Origin of the sequence: Kosakonia pseudosacchari, assembly GCF_015167415.1 — a bacterium.
In the GTDB taxonomy this organism is placed as follows: Bacteria; Pseudomonadota; Gammaproteobacteria; order Enterobacterales; family Enterobacteriaceae; genus Kosakonia; species Kosakonia pseudosacchari.
Genome location: NZ_CP063425.1, coordinates 2,201,744 through 2,219,632, shown reverse-complemented (window position 1 = coordinate 2,219,632; position 17,889 = coordinate 2,201,744). Strand labels below are relative to the sequence as shown.

Here is a 17,889-nt window from a genome sequence, read left to right as displayed (position 1 = left end):
AAGAAAGATCTGCATATACATCTTATTAATGATTAAGAAACAGATCATATATTAAACAGTAATAACAAATAAAAACAAAATCACAACCAAAAAGGATTAAGGTCAAATACAGAAAAATAAGAACCGTTATAACTACCACATTAAAATTAACACCTTTTAAGCATTGACGCATATCAATACAACGTAAAAGCCTCAGCGCATTAATAGTTGAATCGTTTAAATAAAAAGGTAATACAAATGAAGGACACGGATATTGTCGTTCTTGATTGTGCAAGAACTGCCATCGGCGTACTGAATGGATCGCTGGCTGAAATCAGCGCACCGCAATTAGGCGCGACGGTGATTAAAGCACTTCTGGAAAAAACGGGGATTGCAGTAAAAGAGATCGATGAAGTTATTATCGGCCAGGTCCTTACCGCAGGAAGCGGGCAAAACCCGGCGCGCCAGACGTTAATTCAGGGGGGTATTCCTACCGATGTTCCGGCGCTGACAATTAATAAAGTATGTGGTTCGGGGTTAAAAGCGCTGCAACTGGCATGGCAGGCGCTGAAATGTGGTGATGCCGAATTAATTATTGCCGGAGGGCAAGAAAGTATGAGCCAGTCGCCACATGTTTTACCCCATTCACGCAGCGGCATGAAAATGGGTAACTGGCCAATGCAGGACAGCATGGTGAAGGATGGCCTCTGGGATGCCTTCCATGATTACCACATGGGGATCACCGCCGAGAATGTGGCCGAAAAATATGCGATCACTCGTGAAGAACAGGATGCTTTCGCCCTTGCGTCACAACACAAAGCGGCGATCGCGCTGGAGACGCATCATTTTGCCAGCGAAATTGTTCCGGTTGACATCACCCGGCCTCGTAAAGAGCCCGTCCTGTTTGATACCGATGAATTCCCCCGTCCGCAAACATCGCGTGAAGGCTTAGCCAAACTCCGGCCTGCGTTTAAAACTGACGGCACAGTCACCGCCGGTAATGCCTCTGGCGTTAACGATGGTGCGGCAATGGTTATCCTGGCAACGGCAAAAAAAGCGCGCGAGCTGGGGATCGCACCACTGGCCAGAATCGTGGCGTTTGGTACGTCAGGCGTGTTGCCAGAAATAATGGGAACCGGCCCCATCACGGCGTCTCGCCATGCGTTGTCTAGGTCGAACTGGCAGGTTGATGACCTGGATCTTATCGAAGCCAATGAAGCCTTCGCCGCTCAGGCCATCGCCGTCAACCGGGAAATGGGCTGGGATCTCTCGAAAGTGAATGTCAATGGTGGTGCGATTGCGCTCGGTCACCCTATCGGTGCATCCGGCACGCGAATTTTCGTCTCTTTGCTCCATGAAATGCAGCGCAGAAAAAGCAAAAAAGGTCTGGCGACGCTGTGTATTGGCGGTGGTATGGGTATCGCCGTCACCGTCGAAATGGAATAACGCCGCGATTCAGAATGTTATTTAACGTGAGGAAATAATGATGGGTAAAGTTGCGCTTGTAACGGGTGGGATCCGCGGTATCGGTGGAAAAATCAGCCTTCGCTTTCTGCTGGAGCATTACCAGGTTATCGCGATTGATACGGATGAGGAACGACTGAAAGCGTGGGTCGAAGTCCAGCGAGCAGCAGGGTTTACCAAAGCCGATGCTATTCGTTGCGACGTCAGCGATTATGCGCAGTGCCAGGACGCGGTCGGCACGCTGCTTAAACAGTATGGACACATTGATATTCTGGTGAACAACGCGGGTATTACCCGCGATGCGACCTTCAAAAAAATGGATAAATCACAATGGGATGCGGTTATTCAGGTCAACCTGAACAGCATGTTCAACATGACCAAACCCGTGCTGGATAACATGCTGGCAAACCAGCGCGGGCGCATCATTAATATGTCGTCGATCAATGGTCAGAAAGGACAGTTTGGTCAGGCGAATTATTCGGCCGCCAAAGCTGGTGTGCATGGTTTTACGAAAGCGCTGGCGCAGGAGGTAGCACGTAAAAATATTACCGTTAATACCATCTCCCCAGGTTATATCAACACCGAAATGATGCAGGCCATCCCTACCGATGTGCTGGAGGCGATTGTGGCACAAATTCCGGTGGGTCGTCTCGGCGAAGCGGATGAAATCGCCGAACTGGTTATGTATCTGGTCAGTGATAAGGCCGGGTTTATTACCGGCTCCAATATCGCCATTAACGGCGGCCAGCATATGTATTAAGGACATGTCATTGACGGGCCTCACCAGCGATCGTCTGGTGAGGCGACATTGGGAACTCGGGATATTTTTATCATGCTTGAAAAATTAAGTTCGTTTGTTGAGCTTGCGCGCAGTAAAAGGCCGAAAATAGTTGCCGTTGCCGCAGCAGAAGATTCTCATGCACTCGAAGCCATTAAATGGATCAGAAATGACGGGCTGGCAGAGGCAATTCTGATTGGTTGCCGGGATAAAATAATCTCGCTCGCTGAAAACCTTAAATTTGATATCAGCCATGTCGAAATAATTGATCTTCCGGATAAAACAGAAGCCTGTAAAGAAGCGGTGAGAGTGGTCAAATCCGGGCAAGCCGATATTTTAATGAAAGGTCTTGTCGATAGCGCCATTTATTTACGCGCGATTTTAAATAAAGAGACCGGTATTGCGGCATCGAGGCTTGTCACGCAATTAGCGTTCATCGAAAGCCCGCACTATCACAAGCTATTTGCTATTACCGATGCCGGAATCACGATTACACCTGACCAGCGAGATAAAGCCACGATGATTGCTCAGTCGGTTAATGTCCTGCACCAGGTTGGTATTGCGGTGCCCAAAGTCGCGCTGATTGCCGCCGTTGAGCATATCACGCCAGCCATCGCCGCTACCGTGGATGCCGCGGCGCTAAGCGGCATCGCTTATGATAATTGTATTGTTGAAGGTCCGCTGTCCATCGATCTGGCGTTTAATAAAGAATCCTGCCGACATAAAGGATTGCACTCCCAGGTGGGCGGCGATATTGACCTCGCCGTCCTTCCGGATATCAACAGCGCCAATGTCTTTTATAAAACGGTGATGCAGCTTGGCGGAGCATTGAGCGCAAGCACACTGACGGGTACAGCAAAACCGGTTGTATTTACCTCGCGATCAGACACAGCGAAAACAAAATATTTTGCTATTGCTTGTGCGATTTCTCAATGCAAGGACTGATTATGTATATTTTGGTAATAAACCCAGGCTCAACATTGACGAAAATCGCGGTATATAACAACCGCACACAGCTTATTTACCGCACCTTTAACCATGATGAAAAAGAGATGGCGGAATTTTCCACGGTGCTGGATCAAAAAGCGTTTCGCAAACAGATAATTCTCGACATATTGCAGGAGCATGGTTTTCGCTTAAATGACATTGATATATTTATCGGTCGGGGTGGCCTGGTGCGTCATCTGCAAAGCGGCGTTTATCGTATTAATGACGACTATATTCACGATGCCAGTGTAGGTCTGAACGGTGAACATGCTTCTAATCTGGGAGCCATCCTGGCCTGGGAATTCGCGCGGGCGGTAAATAAAGAAGAGATGGCTTATACCGTTGATCCTGTCGTCGTCGATGAATATGACCCGATAGCAAAGATATCCGGAATACCGGAAATTTCACGCGTTGGCGCTTTTCACGCGCTGAATCAAAAAGCAGTCGCGCATCGTTATGCCACGGAAACAAACCGCTCCTATTCCGCGCTTAAATTGATCGTTGCCCATTTAGGTGGCGGTATCAGCGTGGGTGCTCACCGCAATGGTCGTATTGTGGATGTGAATTCAGCCCTGGGCGGCGATGGACCATTCTCGCCGGAACGCGCAGGCCGCCTTCCCAGCTATGAATTATTAAAACTGTGCTTTTCCGGGCAGTACACGTATGCGCAATTGAAGAAGAAGTTGATTGGCGAAGGCGGTGTATATGGTTATCTGGGAACCAAGGATATCCGCGACGTCGAGCAACAGATTATGGATGGGAATAAAAAGGCGCGGGACATTCTGGAAGCCATGGCTTACCAGATAGCCAAAGAGATCGCCTCATGCGCCGCCGTACTGGAGGGATGGGTCGATGCCATCATCATTACCGGCGGCATGGCCTATAACAGAAGAATTGTCGAATTTATTCATCAGCGCGTCAGTTTTATTACACCGGAAATCGTCGTTTATCCAGGTGAGGATGAGATGTTCGCGCTGGCCGATGGTGTACTGGCAGCGATGGAAGGTCAAAGGGAGTTAGTCGAATACTAAAGAGGTATAAACGATGGATAAAAAGAATATTGCATTATTTCCAAATCACATCACCGTGACAAAACCTAATGGCAGTGTATGCCTGCACATTAATTTCAATGATGGGCGGGAGAATATTTCAATTGAGCTGAGTAAAACGGAGGCAGAACATCTTTCACAAGCGCTGGGTAACCAGCAAAATGAAATTCTTATTGCGGCCGAATATGCCGATTAAAAAACAACGGGAACCTTTCTGGTTCCCGCTTTTTATTTATCATTCGCAAGCTAATTTCCCGCCACCACTGCGTTCTTCAACGACTGCGTTTTGCATGCCGTTCCCAGTTATCCTGCTTCGCCTGCTCAGACTTGCGGATCGCGACATAGCAAGCACCGCTTCCGCCGTGGTGCGGCAGCGCGGTGCAAAACGCCTGAACCTCATCAAATTCAGGCAACCAGCGCGCCAGATAACTCCGGATGATATTCGCATGCGAACCCTCTTCACGCGCTTTACCATGAATGATAAGCACATTGCGTAGCCCGTCCTGGCGCGCATGGTACATAAAACGAAACACCCTTTGCCGGCACTGCTCGATCGGTTGGTGCAGTAAGTTCAGACTTGCCTGTTGGCCATATTTCCCCTGGCGCAATTTATCAAGCACCCCTTGCTGCAGGCCTTCTCGTTTGAACTCCAGCGGTGAATCAAGCGGCACGATATCAAGAAAACCGGTGGTCAGAAAGTTGTCGAGTTGCAGAGTGTCGACGCGTTGTAACGTGCGCGAATTGCGGCTCGGTTGCCAGTGCACATCAGCACCGCGCTTCAGGGGTTGGACATCTTCCATGGCGTCAAGGAAAAGCGATTTGTCGTCAGGGTTCATTAGGCAGTCCTCCAGCTACTTCTGCCTCCGTACTATAGCTGGCAGGGCCTGCGCTCACAATGCCTGGTAGCTAATTGGCGTTTGCACAGGCAAAAGATAATCGCGAGGAGTTCTCCTGGGTGATATTCCAATAACATTACTCTTAGTCATGTTATAAACAACTTAGCTTAAGAAAAATTAATATTCTGAATTTCAGTTAAATTATCGTGAAATCAATCACCAATTCTGACTGGAAATATAATGAAGGAGCGCTATAACTATATTTACCGCGCAAGGATGAAAATGCATAAAATAACGATCGGATGCGCTGCTGTGTGTACTGTAGAGCCTGACGGATGTCGGCAGGCTCTATTTTTTTATTTGCGAAATAAGCGCAATATATCATCTATTACATAATGCGTACTTCGCTGGCTATTATTTCACCAGCTTATTTCTTTTACTCTCAATATAAGCCCTTTCGGGGTATAGCAGCCTTTCGGTACGTTTGGTAAATTGCGCCATTGCCCAGTGAAAAGGATGCCAGATGCTGACCTTACTTGAAGATAATATTTCCACACCGCTTGGCCCGCTTTGGGTGCTGTGCGATGAACAATTTCAGCTTCGCGCGGTTGAATGGGAAGAACACAGCGATCGGATGGTTGAGTTACTGAATATCCACTATCGCCGGGAAGGTTACCAGCGAGTGGCGGCGCATAATCCGGGCGGGTTAAGCCAAAAATTGCAGGACTATTTTGACGGCGATCTGGCCGTGATTGAAACCCTGCCGACGGCAACTGCCGGCACGCCTTTTCAGCGCGAAGTATGGCAAGCGCTACGCACTATCCCCTGTGGCCAGGTAATGCATTATGGTCAACTGGCGGTAAAACTGGGACGTGCAGGTGCGGCGCGCGCGGTCGGCGCAGCGAATGGTTCAAATCCGGTGAGTATTGTCGTGCCCTGCCATCGCGTTATCGGCAGTAACGGTACGATGACGGGATATGCGGGCGGCGTGCAGCGAAAAGAGTGGTTACTGCGCCATGAAGGGTATCTTCTATTGTGAGAAAAAACGCATATTTAGCGTTCTTTTCACCTCCTTTTGTGGTAAAAGCCTTAGCGAAATGATGGAATTTCAAAGAGATGGTGCAATGTCATCTCTTTTCATTTCTGCCTCCCGTTTTATTAATCGTGAATTGACGTTTTACCAGGCTTACGCGCCCAATAAAAAGATGTTAAAATTGACCAATATCAATTACGGCGTTGAGCAGACCTATGATCCCGGAAAAGCGAATTATACGACGCATTCAGTCTGGCGGTTGCGCAATCCATTGCCAGGATTGCAGCATTAGCCAGCTTTGCATCCCCTTTACTCTAAATGAACATGAGCTGGATCAGCTCGATAACATCATTGAGCGTAAAAAGCCCATCCAGAAAGGTCAGACCTTGTTCAAAGCCGGGGATGAATTGAAATCCCTTTACGCTATCCGCTCCGGTACGATAAAAAGCTACACCATTACCGAACAGGGCGATGAGCAGATCACCGGTTTCCATTTGGCGGGTGACCTGGTGGGCTTTGATGCCATCGGTACCGGCCATCATCCGAGCTTCGCACAGGCGCTTGAAACATCCATGGTCTGTGAAATCCCGTTCGAAACGCTGGATGATCTCTCGGGCAAAATGCCCAACCTGCGTCAGCAAATGATGCGTCTGATGAGCGGTGAGATCAAAGGCGATCAGGATATGATCCTGCTGTTATCGAAGAAAAATGCAGAAGAACGCCTGGCGGCGTTTATTTATAACCTCTCACGCCGTTTTGCGCAGCGTGGTTTCTCGCCGCGTGAATTCCGCCTGACGATGACACGTGGTGATATCGGCAACTATCTGGGTCTGACGGTGGAAACCATCAGCCGTCTGTTAGGCCGTTTCCAGAAGAGCGGCATGCTGGCGGTGAAAGGGAAATATATCACTATTGAGAATAGCGACATGCTGGCGCAACTGGCTGGTCATGCGCGCAACGTTGCCTGAGTTTTCCCCCGCTTGATATCACCTTTGCCGGGTCATTAAATTTATCTGATTTATTGATCTGGCGAAGGCTTTCCCCTGTTTCATTCAGCACTTATGGGTTATCTTTTACTGACAGACTGTGGTGACAGATGTAAGGAGACCCTGTATGGCTAAGTATCAGAATATGTTGGTCGCCATCGATCCCAATCAGGACGATCAGCCAGCGTTACGACGTGCTGTGTATTTGCATCAACGGATTGGCGGCCGCATTAAAGCGTTTTTGCCCATCTATGACTTCTCTTACGAAATGACCACCCTTCTGTCCCCTGACGAGCGTACCGCAATGCGCCAGGGCGTCATCAGCCAGCGCACCGCGTGGATCCGCGAGCAGGCGAAATATTATATCGATGCGGGTGTACCGATCGAAATCAAAGTGGTCTGGCACAATCGTCCCTTCGAAGCCATCATTCAGGAAGTTCTGGCGGGCGGACACGATTTACTGCTGAAGATGACCCACCAGCATGACAAACTGGAATCCGTCATTTTTACGCCGACCGACTGGCATCTGCTACGTAAATGCCCGTGCCCGGTATGGATGGTAAAAGACCAGCCCTGGCCAGAAGCCGGACGTGCGGTTGTCGCCGTCAACCTGGCCAGCGAAGAGATTTATCACAACTCGCTGAATGAAAAGCTGGTCAAAGAGACGCTGCATCTGGCCGAACAGGTAAACCATACTGAAGTTCATCTGGTTGGCGCTTACCCGGTGACACCTATCAACATCGCGATTGAACTGCCGGAATTTGATCCCAGCGTATACAACGACGCCATTCGCGGTCAGCACTTGCTGGCGATGAAAGCGTTGCGGCAGAAATTTGGCATTGATGAAAAACTCACGCATGTGGAGAAAGGCTTACCCGAAGAGGTGATCCCGGATCTGGCCGAACACCTGCAGGCCGGGATTGTCGTGCTTGGCACCATCGGGCGCACCGGGATCTCCGCCGCGTTCCTTGGCAACACCGCCGAGCAGGTTATTGATCATCTGCGCTGCGATCTGTTGGTCATTAAGCCGGATGAGTACCAGACGCCTGTTGAGCTGGACGACGAAGAAGACGACTAAACTAGCAACCCGCCGCAAGGCGGGTTTTTTATACCGCCGTTTGTTCCTCTTGTGGTTCAACGGGCGGCGTTTCGACAGCCACTCCCCCTTTCACCACGACGCACGGCAGCGCCAGTTCAATCCCCTCTGCGGCGAGATGTTCCATGATGCGGATATTGATTTCTTGCTGGATATCCATGTAGGTGTTGTAATCCGCCGAATTGACGATATGCACCACTTCAAAATTCAGCCGATCGGTGCCAAATCCGAGGAAGTGGGCACGGTCAAAACGCGTGTTGCCAACATCAGTAATGATGCTACGCACCATCTCGCCCACTTTACGCAGCTTCTCCGGTGGCGTAGTGATCGCCAGACCAAAAGTGAAGACAATGCGCCGGGTCTGCATACGTTTGTAGTTATGAAGTGTTTGCTGAAGCAGGATGGCGTTACCGCAGACAATCTGCTCCCCACTCAGGCTACGGATACGCGTGGTTTTGAGACCAATATGCTCGATGGTGCCGGCCACATCGCCGAAAACGACAAAGTCGCCAATCTCAAAAGGTTTATCAAAACCAATGGAAAGCGAGGCAAAAACATCGCTGAGAATGGTTTGTACCGCCAGCGCGATGGCGATACCGCCCACGCCGAGGCTGGCGACCAGCGCGGTAATGTTGACCCCGACATTCGCCAGAATCGATAACAACATCATCGTCCAGAGCATCATGCGCAGCAGCAGACCGGCGATGACCATGGTGACCGGGTTTTTACTGGTGTTGGGCGAGTACATCAAGTGACGCATCCACGATACCACGCCCTGATCAAGCCAGAGGGCGATTTGGATCGCCAGCACTAAAAACCAGGCATGCCCGAGCGTGTTAAACAGGTGATCGGGGAGATCGACAAACCGCAGGCTGAAGAGTAACGCCGCCACAAAGAGCAGGAATTTGCTGGTGCGCCTGAGCATATCCACCACCACATGCTGCAACCTGCCGACGCCGTTCTGCTTTTCACTCCAGTTGCGCGCGCCTTTCAGCACCATATTCAGTAAGTAGGTAAACAGCCAGTAGACAACCAGCGTAACGATAACCACCGTGGCAAGACCAATCCAGAATGATGGCTGCATCACTATGGATATGAAGTCAAAACGTGACAAAAACGTCATCCTTCCTCCTCATAAAAAACATGAAGATAAAAGTATAGACACTCTGCTTTCGTCTACGCGGACGAAAAAAAACCGCTCCGAAGAGCGGTTTTTTAATCAATACGCATTACAGCGCTTTGAGGATAGCGTCGACGCTGGCTTTGGCATCGCCAAACAGCATCTGCGTGTTCTCTTTGAAGAACAAGGGGTTTTGCACGCCCGCGTAGCCGGTATTCATGGAACGCTTGAACACAATCACGTTCTGCGCCTTCCACACTTCCAGCACCGGCATACCGGCGATCGGGCTCTTAGGATCATCCTGCGCCGCCGGGTTGACCGTGTCGTTCGCACCGATAACCAGCACGGTGTCGGTATCGGCGAAATCATCGTTGATTTCGTCCATTTCCAGCACGATGTCGTACGGCACTTTCGCTTCCGCCAGCAGCACGTTCATATGGCCCGGCAAACGTCCGGCAACCGGATGAATACCGAAACGCACCTTCACGCCGCGCGCACGCAGTTTTTCGGTGATTTCCGCCACCGGATATTGCGCCTGCGCCACCGCCATGCCGTAGCCTGGGGTGATAATGACCGAATGCGAGTTTTTCAGCAGTTCTGCGGTCTCTTCGGCATTGATTTCACGGTGCTCGCCCGCTTCTTCATCACTGCCGGTTGAAGAGCCATCAGTACCAAAACCACCGGCAATTACGCTGATAAAGGAGCGGTTCATCGCCTTACACATAATGTAAGAGAGGATCGCACCGGAAGAACCGACCAGCGCACCGGTCACGATCAGCAGATCATTGCTAAGCATAAAGCCCGCGGCCGCCGCTGCCCAACCGGAGTAGGAGTTCAGCATCGAGACCACAACCGGCATATCCGCACCACCGATAGAGGCCACCAGATGCCAGCCAAACACCAGTGCAATTATTGTCATCACCAGCAGCGCCAGTACTTGCAGACCGACACTTTCAGTGCGCACAAACACCAGCAGCAACAAGAAGGAAACCACCAGCGCCGCCAGATTCAGTTTGTGGCGATGCGGCAGCATCAGCGGCTTAGAAGAGATCTTCCCGCGCAGTTTACCGAAAGCGACAATAGACCCCGTGAAGGTCACCGCACCAATAAAGATGCCGAGGAACACTTCCGTCAGGTGAATATTCACCAGCACCGGCTCCAGCCCCACCTCATGGTCGAGATAGCTGTTAAAACCAACCAGTACCGCCGCCAGGCCGACAAAACTGTGCAGCACCGCCACCAGCTCCGGCATTTCGGTCATTTCGACTTTCTTCGCCAGGCGAATACCAATCGCGCCACCGATAATCATCGCCACTAGAATCCAGGCGACATTACCGGTGTCCGGGCCAAAGATGGTTGCAATCAGCGCAATCGCCATCCCGGCGATACCAAAGTTATTTCCCTGCTGGGACGTTTCGTGTTTTGAAAGCCCCGCCAGGCTGAAAATAAACAGGATCGCGGCAACAATGTATGCAGCTGTAACTAATCCTCCAGACATCTGTTACCCCTTAGTTCTTCCGGAACATTTTCAGCATGCGCTGAGTGACGGTGAAACCACCAAAAATATTAATGCTGGCAATCAGTACCGCAATAAAACTCAAGAAGCTGACCCAGCCGCCGTGAGCAATCTGCAACAGCGCGCCAACAACGATAATGCCGGAAATGGCGTTCGTCACCGACATCAGCGGCGTGTGCAGCGCATGCGAAACGTTCCACACTACGTAGTAACCCACCACGCAAGAGAGTGCGAAAACGGTAAAGTGGCCGAGGAACTCTTTCGGTGCAACATCCGCAAGCCAGCCAAACAGAATGATCGCCAGCGCCATAAAAGCATATTTCCGCCACGGCGAAACCGGTTTGACCTCTTCTTTTGGTGCCGCGGCCGCTTTCGGCGCGGCCTGCGGCTGTGCAGAAACCTGAATCGGCGGCGCCGGCCAGGTTACTTCACCATCGCGAACCACGGTAACCCCGCGAACCACAACGTCATCAAAATCGACAACCACGTTGCCATCTTTTTCAACGCACAGCAGTTTCAGCAGGTTGACCAGGTTGGTGCCGTAAAGCTGGGAAGACTGCGTAGGCAAGCGGCCAGGTAAGTCGGTATAACCGATCACTTTCACGCCATTGGCGGTGGTGCTGACCTCGTTCGGCACGGTGTATTCGCAGTTGCCGCCGTTTTGCGCAGCCAAGTCAACAATGACGCTGCCCGGCTTCATGGAATCAACCATTTCACGGGTGATCAGCTTCGGTGCGGGTTTCCCCGGAATAAGCGCCGTGGTGACAATAATGTCGACATCTTTCGCCTGGGCTGCGAAGAGTTCCATTTCTGCTTTGATAAAGGCATCGGACATCACTTTCGCGTAACCGTCGCCGCTGCCCGCTTCTTCCTGGAAATCCAGCTCCAGGAACTCGGCGCCCATGCTCTGCACCTGCTCTTTGACTTCAGGGCGCGTGTCGAACGCACGCACAATGGCCCCAAGGCTGTTGGCCGCGCCAATCGCCGCCAGACCGGCAACGCCCGCGCCAATCACCATCACTTTCGCCGGTGGCACTTTGCCCGCCGCCGTGATCTGCCCGGTAAAGAAACGACCGAATTCATGCGCCGCTTCAACAATCGCACGATAGCCCGCAATGTTGGCCATTGAGCTCAGCGCATCCAGCGACTGAGCGCGGGAGATACGCGGCACGGAATCCATCGCCATCACGGTAATGTTGCGTGCGGCCAGCTTCTCCATCAATGCCGGATTTTGCGCAGGCCAGATAAAACTCACCAGCGTTGTGCCCGGGTTAAGCAGCGCGATCTCTTCGTCATCCGGCGCGTTAACTTTGAGGATAACGTCCGAGTGCCAGACGTTGCTTCCATCGACAATCGTCGCCCCGGCCTGGACGAACGCCTCGTCATCGAAACTTGCCAGCTTGCCCGCGCCGCTTTCAATCGCGACGGTAAAACCCAGTTTAAGCAGTTGCTCGACCGTTTTCGGCGTCGCTGCAACACGGGTTTCATTGGCCAACCGTTCTTTAGGTACACCAATACGCATAGTTTTCCCTTCCATCGGTTTTAGATGATGGTTTGTCAGTGGTTCCGGCGCGGTTATTTACTCAACGCTGCGGAAAATAAAACAGTAACAAACTTTCTATAACCTACTGAAAATAACGCCTGTGATCCACAGCCGGAAAAGAGAAATTATGCATTTATCCGTGAAAATTAACGGTCTGAGACCGCAGGCAAGGTTATTTACCTTAAATTCCTGCATGCAGGCCGATATTCCGCTCAAGCGAAGCGGCAAAACACGATTAATCTCCAGTTAAGATTCGCTTTTTAACAATGTATTAACTTAAAAAAGTCATAACCTTTATCGGTTTTGCTGGTCAAGCGTCTGTTTTTTCAACATATCACTAAAGGTTATCGTTATTTCCCTCTCAGCCGCACAGTCAGTGAAAAATGACGCAGACAGTTGCGCTGTTTAAATGCAATAATCACCGACGTTTTCCCAACAACAACACCAGTTTATGGTTTGCGCAAGGCGAAGGATTATTTTTATGAAGCTTAAGTACACCCTCCTGGCGTCAGCACTTCTCTCGGCAACGGCATTTACCGCCAACGCAGCGACAGAGTTAACACCGGAGCAAGCGGCAGCGGTAAAACCTTACGATCGCATCGTGATCACCGGCCGTTTTAATGCCATTGGCGACGTCGTTAACGCAGCATCCAAACGTGCGGATAAAGAAGGTGCCGCATCTTTTTACGTTGTTGACACCTCCGATGCGGGCAACAGCGGTAACCAGCGCGCGACGGTCGATTTATACAAGGCGGACGCCGCCAAAGCGGAGCGTCCTGCTTTCCGCGTTATTAACGGCGTGACCGAGTTACCTAAAGATCAAGCGATTGCACTTCAGCCGTACGATACGGTGACCGTTCAGGGTTTCTTCCGCACCCAGCCGGAAGTGAACGACGCCATTACTAAAGCCGCCAAAGAGAAAGGCGCCGCCTCTTTCTTTATTGTTCGCCAGGTTGATGCTAACCAGGGCGGCAACCAGATCATCACGGCCTTCATTTATAAAGCAGACGCAAAAAAACGCGTTATCCAGAGCGCGGATGCTATCCCGCGTGACTCGGATGCGGGCCGCGCCGCGCTGGCAAAAGGTGGTGAAGAAGCCAAAAAAGTTGAGATCCCAGGCGTCGCCAGCGATGCGACAGCCGGCGTTGGTGTCGGTCGTTTCTTCGAAACGCAATCCTCTTCCGGCGGTCGTTACAGTGTCACGCTGCCTGACGGCAAGAAGATTGAAGAGGTGAATAAAATCACCGCAGCCCAGATGGTGCCGTTCGACAGCATCAAGTTCACCGGCAACTATGGCAACATGACGGAGATCTCTTACCAGGTCGCCAAACGTGCTGCGGCAAAAGGCGCCAAGTACTATCACATCACACGCCAGTGGTCAGAAAGCGGCAACAATATGACCATCAGCGCCGATCTGTATAAATAATCTGCATTTATGAATCAGGCGGCTACGGCCGCCTTTTTTATTTTTTTACTCTTTTTCGTAAAATTGTCGTCCCACCTCATTGCATGGCCCGTCGACTCTCCGTAAAATCCCGCGCCTTAGTGATATCCACCATATTTATGCGCCACGGCAAAATAATTATTCTGGATTAGTTGCTTTTTTGACAGGATAACCATGGAAAAGAAACTTAGCCTTAGCGCATTAACTGCGCTGGTTTTAAGCTCGATGCTGGGCGCAGGCGTTTTCAGCCTGCCACAAAATATGGCGGAAGTTGCCAGCCCGGCGGCGCTGATCATTGGCTGGATGATCACCGGGGCGGGAATTTTACTGCTCGCCTTTGCCATGCTGATCCTGACCCGTATTCGCCCGGATCTCGATGGCGGCATATTCACTTACGCCCGCGCAGGTTTTGGTGAACTGATTGGCTTTTGTTCGGCCTGGGGCTACTGGCTGTGTGCGGTTATCGCTAACGTCTCCTATCTGGTTATCGTCTTTTCCGCCCTGAGTTTCTTTACCGACACGCCATCGTTGCGCCTGTTTGGCGATGGCAACACCTGGCAGTCGATTGTTGGCGCATCCGCACTATTGTGGATTGTGCATGCACTGGTTCTGCGCGGCGTACAGACCGCTGCGAGTATCAACCTGGCGGCGACGCTGGCGAAACTGGTACCGCTTGGGCTGTTTGTTGTGCTGGCGGCGCTGGCGTTTAACCTTGATAAATTCCGCCTTGATTTCAGCGGCATCGCGCTGGGTGTTCCGGTATGGGAACAGGTGAAAAACACCATGCTGATTACCCTGTGGGTCTTTATTGGCGTCGAAGGCGCGGTCGTGGTTTCTGCCCGGGCGCGCAATAAGCACGATGTTGGCCGCGCCACACTGCTCGCCGTGCTGGCTGCGCTGACCGTCTACCTGCTGGTTACTTTGCTTTCGCTCGGCGTTGTTCCCCGCCCGGAGTTAGCGGAAATGCGTAATCCATCCATGGCCGGTCTGATGGTGAAACTGCTGGGGAACTGGGGTGAAGTGATTATTGCAGCGGGATTGATTGTCTCCGTCTGCGGCGCGTACCTGAGCTGGACGATTATGGCGGCGGAAGTGCCGTTATTGGCCGCAACGCATAAAGCGTTCCCGAAGATCTTCGCGCGGCAGAATAAAAACAATGCGCCTGCTGCCTCTTTGTGGCTGACCAATATCAGCGTGCAGGTTTGCCTGGTGCTTATCTGGCTCACCGGTTCGGATTACAACACGCTGCTGACCATCGCTTCAGAGATGATTCTGGTGCCCTATTTCCTTGTCGGTGCGTTCCTGTTGAAGATCGCGCAGCGTCCTTTGCACCAGGCGGTGGCCATCGGCGCTTGCCTGTATGGCTTGTGGCTGCTGTATGCCTCTGGTCCGATGCATTTATTGCTGTCGGTGGTGCTCTACGCACCGGGATTGCTGGTGTTTATGTACGCCCGTCACACACATGAGATGACAGAAATGCTCAAACAGCATGAAAAAGCGCTGATTGGCGCCTTGTTAATCGCCGCCGTTCCCGCCACCTGGATGCTGATGCGCTAGTGCAGACGGCTCCAGCAATAAATTAACAACCAGGCGCTGAGGCTCCAGCAAATAACCGCGCAGCCCAGCGCCGGCCAGACCCGCATAAAACCGGTGAAATACCAGAGCGACAGTAAATAGATAAAATAGGGAATAATCGCCCACATGCCGAACATGATCGTGGTGCGCAGCGCCTCAATGCCACGCTCGGTGGCGACAATATAGTGCGCAATCAGCGCGAAAGTGGGAAATAACGGAATTAACCCGGCGATATAGTAATTTTTCGTTTTGGCTAACAGACCAATCAACACTACCACCAGCGCCCCGATAGCTGCTTTAATCACCAACCCCATGATTTTCCCTTTATCACTGCAACAACAACGACCTACAGCATAACGGAAGCCTCTTTGTTTAGAAAAGATTAATGGCAGCTTATAGCAAGGCGGTGTATGTTGACGTTTTTGAACAATCGCGATGGCTTATGAATAAGATCGTTTTTGTGGAAGATGACCCGGAAGTAGGCGCACTGATTGCCGCTTATCTGGGCAAACACGATATGGACGTCATTGTCGAACCCCGTGGCGATCGCGCCGAAGAGGTGATCGCCCGCGAAAAACCCGAACTGGTGCTGCTGGATATTATGCTGCCCGGCAAAGATGGCATGACCTTGTGCCGCGACTTGCGTAACCAGTGGAGCGGCCCGATTGTGCTGCTCACCTCACTGGACAGTGATATGAACCATATTCTTTCACTGGAGATGGGCGCCAACGACTACATTCTGAAAACCACACCGCCCGCCGTATTGCTGGCGCGCCTGCGTTTACATTTGCGCCAGCGCAACAGTGCCAATACCGTCTCCGAACCCGCAACGCCCTCGCTGAAACAGCATAAAACGATCAGCTTTGGCACCTTATCTATCGATCCGGTTAACCGCCAGGTACTGCTGGCCGGGCAACAAGTCGCCCTCTCCACCGCCGATTTCGAATTGCTGTGGGAGTTAGCGACCCATGCCGGGCAGATTATGGACCGGGATGCGCTGCTGAAAAACTTACGCGGTGTAAGCTACGATGGCATGGATCGCAGCGTTGATGTGGCGATTTCCCGTCTGCGTAAAAAGCTGCTCGACAGCGCAACGGAACCTTACCGTATTAAAACCGTTCGCAACAAAGGCTATCTATTTGCCCCGCATGCGTGGGACAACTAAAACGCACAACCAGGTGTCGCTATGAAAAAGCTGTTCGTCCAGTTTTACCTTTTGCTGTTCGTCTGCTTTCTGGTCATGACGATGCTGGTGGGTCTGGTGTATAAATTCACCGCCGAGCGGGCTGGCCGCCAGTCCCTTGACGACCTGATGAAAAGCTCGCTGTACCTGATGCGTAGCGAGCTGCGCGAGATCCCGCCCAATCAATGGGCCAGAACCCTGAAGGAATTGGATCTCAATCTGTCGTTTAATTTGCGTATTGAGCCGATGAGCAAATTCACGCTGGAACCGCGCCCGGCGCAACGGCTACGTGAAGGCGATATTGTGGCGCTGGATTCGGAATACACCTTTATCCAGCGTATTCCCCGCAGCCATTATGTTTTGGCGGTCGGTCCGGTGCCGTATCTCTTCTTCCTGCATGAAACACGGCTGCTGGATATGGGGTTAATGGCGTTAATTGCTATCTCTCTCGCCTTTCCGGTATTTATCTGGATGCGTCCGCACTGGCAGGAGATGTTGCGGCTGGAATCGGCAGCACAACGCTTCGGCGAGGGGCATTTAGAAGAGCGCATTCATTTTGACAGTGCCTCAAGTTTTGAACGGCTCGGCATCGCCTTTAACCAGATGGCGGACAATATCAATGCGCTGATCGCCAGTAAAAAGCACCTTATAGACGGCATAGCCCACGAACTGCGCACGCCGCTGGTCAGGCTGCGTTACCGGCTGGAGATGAGCGAAAACCTCAGCGAAACCGAGCATGCGGCGTTAAATCGCGATATCGGGCAACTGGAAGCGCTGATTGAAGAGTTGCTGACTTATGCCCGTCTCGATCGACCGCAGACCGAACTGAAACTCACCTCGCCGGATCTGCCGGCGTGGTTCAGCAGTTATCTTGACGATGTGCGCAGCATGAATCCGCAGCACGCCTTTTTGCTGGCAACAACGCCGGGTGAAGTTTACGGTGCGCTGGATATGCGCCTGATGGAGCGCGTTCTGGATAATCTGGTGAATAACGCCCTGCGTTACAGCCAGCAAACGATAAAAGTCACCTTACAACGCGAAGGTTCACAAGCCTGCATGATCGTTGAAGATGATGGCCCCGGTATTGCGCCCGAAGAGCGCGAACGCGTGTTTGAGCCCTTTGTTCGCCTTGACCCCAGCCGCGATCGCGCGACCGGCGGCTGCGGGCTGGGGCTGGCGATAGTCCACTCCATCGCGCAGGCCTTCGGCGGCGAAGTCAGTTGCGCGCAAAGCGAACTGGGCGGCGCGAAATTTTCTTTCCGCTGGCCGATTTACCACAACATTTCCTTGCCCTCCTGAC

Annotated in this window: 17 protein-coding genes; 12 read left to right on the top strand and 5 right to left on the bottom strand. The window is 51.7% G+C overall.

Going from position 1 to position 17,889, the window contains the following annotated elements; genetic code table 11:
• Window positions 1–237 precede the first annotated feature (237 nt).
• The 5 genes from IP581_RS10450 (at window position 238) to IP581_RS10430 (ending at window position 4,453) form a co-directional block, all read left to right on the top strand.
• Complete coding sequence (locus IP581_RS10450) at window positions 238–1,425, top strand: acetyl-CoA C-acetyltransferase (RefSeq protein WP_086869301.1); 1,188 nt, start codon at window positions 238–240, stop codon at window positions 1,423–1,425.
• Between the two features lie 37 nt (window positions 1,426–1,462).
• A complete protein-coding gene (gene phbB, locus IP581_RS10445) occupies window positions 1,463–2,203 on the top strand; it encodes an acetoacetyl-CoA reductase (RefSeq protein WP_456077484.1) in 741 nt (246 codons plus the stop codon).
• A gap of 72 nt (window positions 2,204–2,275) precedes the next feature.
• Window positions 2,276–3,166 carry a phosphate acyltransferase gene (locus IP581_RS10440; RefSeq protein WP_086869305.1) on the top strand — a complete coding sequence of 297 codons (891 nt, stop codon included), beginning with the start codon at window positions 2,276–2,278 and terminating at the stop codon, window positions 3,164–3,166.
• A gap of 2 nt (window positions 3,167–3,168) precedes the next feature.
• Window positions 3,169–4,239, top strand: a complete 1,071-nt coding sequence (gene buk, locus IP581_RS10435; protein WP_193822485.1) for a butyrate kinase — start codon at window positions 3,169–3,171, stop codon at window positions 4,237–4,239.
• Between the two features lie 13 nt (window positions 4,240–4,252).
• Window positions 4,253–4,453, top strand: coding sequence for a hypothetical protein (locus IP581_RS10430; protein ID WP_193822484.1), 201 nt, complete (start codon window positions 4,253–4,255; stop codon window positions 4,451–4,453).
• Window positions 4,454–4,529: 76 nt separating this feature from the next.
• On the opposite strand, the gene smrA is transcribed toward IP581_RS10430, so the two are convergent.
• Window positions 4,530–5,093 carry a DNA endonuclease SmrA gene (gene smrA, locus IP581_RS10425; RefSeq protein ID WP_086869311.1) on the bottom strand — a complete coding sequence of 188 codons (564 nt, stop codon included), beginning with the start codon at window positions 5,091–5,093 and terminating at the stop codon, window positions 4,530–4,532.
• A 523-nt stretch (window positions 5,094–5,616) separates the two neighbouring features.
• Here smrA and ogt point away from each other — a divergent pair.
• The 3 genes from ogt (at window position 5,617) to uspE (ending at window position 8,190) form a co-directional block, all read left to right on the top strand.
• Window positions 5,617–6,132, top strand: a complete 516-nt coding sequence (ogt, locus tag IP581_RS10420; protein ID WP_193822483.1) for a methylated-DNA--[protein]-cysteine S-methyltransferase — start codon at window positions 5,617–5,619, stop codon at window positions 6,130–6,132.
• A gap of 209 nt (window positions 6,133–6,341) precedes the next feature.
• Window positions 6,342–7,094: a fumarate/nitrate reduction transcriptional regulator Fnr gene (gene fnr / locus IP581_RS10415; protein WP_016496244.1), complete on the top strand. Its 753-nt coding sequence runs from the start codon at window positions 6,342–6,344 to the stop codon at window positions 7,092–7,094.
• Window positions 7,095–7,239: 145 nt separating this feature from the next.
• Window positions 7,240–8,190, top strand: coding sequence for a universal stress protein UspE (gene uspE, locus IP581_RS10410; protein ID WP_017456641.1), 951 nt, complete (start codon window positions 7,240–7,242; stop codon window positions 8,188–8,190).
• A gap of 28 nt (window positions 8,191–8,218) precedes the next feature.
• Here uspE and IP581_RS10405 read toward each other — a convergent pair whose 3' ends face one another.
• The 3 genes from IP581_RS10405 to pntA form a co-directional block, all read right to left on the bottom strand.
• Entirely contained in the window at window positions 8,219–9,331 is a 1,113-nt protein-coding gene (locus IP581_RS10405; protein ID WP_193822482.1) for a mechanosensitive ion channel family protein, read from the bottom strand.
• A 106-nt stretch (window positions 9,332–9,437) separates the two neighbouring features.
• Entirely contained in the window at window positions 9,438–10,826 is a 1,389-nt protein-coding gene (gene pntB, locus IP581_RS10400) for a Re/Si-specific NAD(P)(+) transhydrogenase subunit beta (RefSeq protein WP_193822481.1), read from the bottom strand.
• Between the two features lie 10 nt (window positions 10,827–10,836).
• The gene (gene pntA / locus IP581_RS10395) at window positions 10,837–12,366 is read right to left on the bottom strand and encodes a Re/Si-specific NAD(P)(+) transhydrogenase subunit alpha (protein WP_193822480.1); all 1,530 of its coding nucleotides are present in this window, start codon (window positions 12,364–12,366) and stop codon (window positions 10,837–10,839) included.
• A gap of 502 nt (window positions 12,367–12,868) precedes the next feature.
• Here pntA and ydgH point away from each other — a divergent pair.
• Both ydgH and IP581_RS10385 read left to right on the top strand, forming a co-directional pair.
• The gene (gene ydgH / locus IP581_RS10390) at window positions 12,869–13,813 is read left to right on the top strand and encodes a DUF1471 family protein YdgH (protein ID WP_086869323.1); all 945 of its coding nucleotides are present in this window, start codon (window positions 12,869–12,871) and stop codon (window positions 13,811–13,813) included.
• A gap of 192 nt (window positions 13,814–14,005) precedes the next feature.
• Entirely contained in the window at window positions 14,006–15,388 is a 1,383-nt protein-coding gene (locus tag IP581_RS10385) for an amino acid permease (protein WP_193822479.1), read from the top strand.
• On the opposite strand, the gene IP581_RS10380 is transcribed toward IP581_RS10385, so the two are convergent.
• Window positions 15,385–15,720, bottom strand: coding sequence for a GlpM family protein (locus tag IP581_RS10380; RefSeq protein ID WP_193822478.1), 336 nt, complete (start codon window positions 15,718–15,720; stop codon window positions 15,385–15,387). The two genes, IP581_RS10385 and IP581_RS10380, sit on opposite strands and share 4 nt — an antisense overlap.
• Before the next feature lie 128 nt (window positions 15,721–15,848).
• On the opposite strand from IP581_RS10380, the gene rstA reads away from it, so the two are divergent.
• Window positions 15,849–16,571 (top strand): two-component system response regulator RstA, encoded by a 723-nt coding sequence (rstA, locus tag IP581_RS10375; protein ID WP_193822477.1) that lies wholly within the window; start codon window positions 15,849–15,851, stop codon window positions 16,569–16,571.
• 21 nt (window positions 16,572–16,592) lie between these two features.
• A complete protein-coding gene (gene rstB, locus IP581_RS10370) occupies window positions 16,593–17,888 on the top strand; it encodes a two-component system sensor histidine kinase RstB (protein ID WP_193822476.1) in 1,296 nt (431 codons plus the stop codon).
• The last annotated feature ends 1 nt before the right edge of the window (window position 17,889 follow it).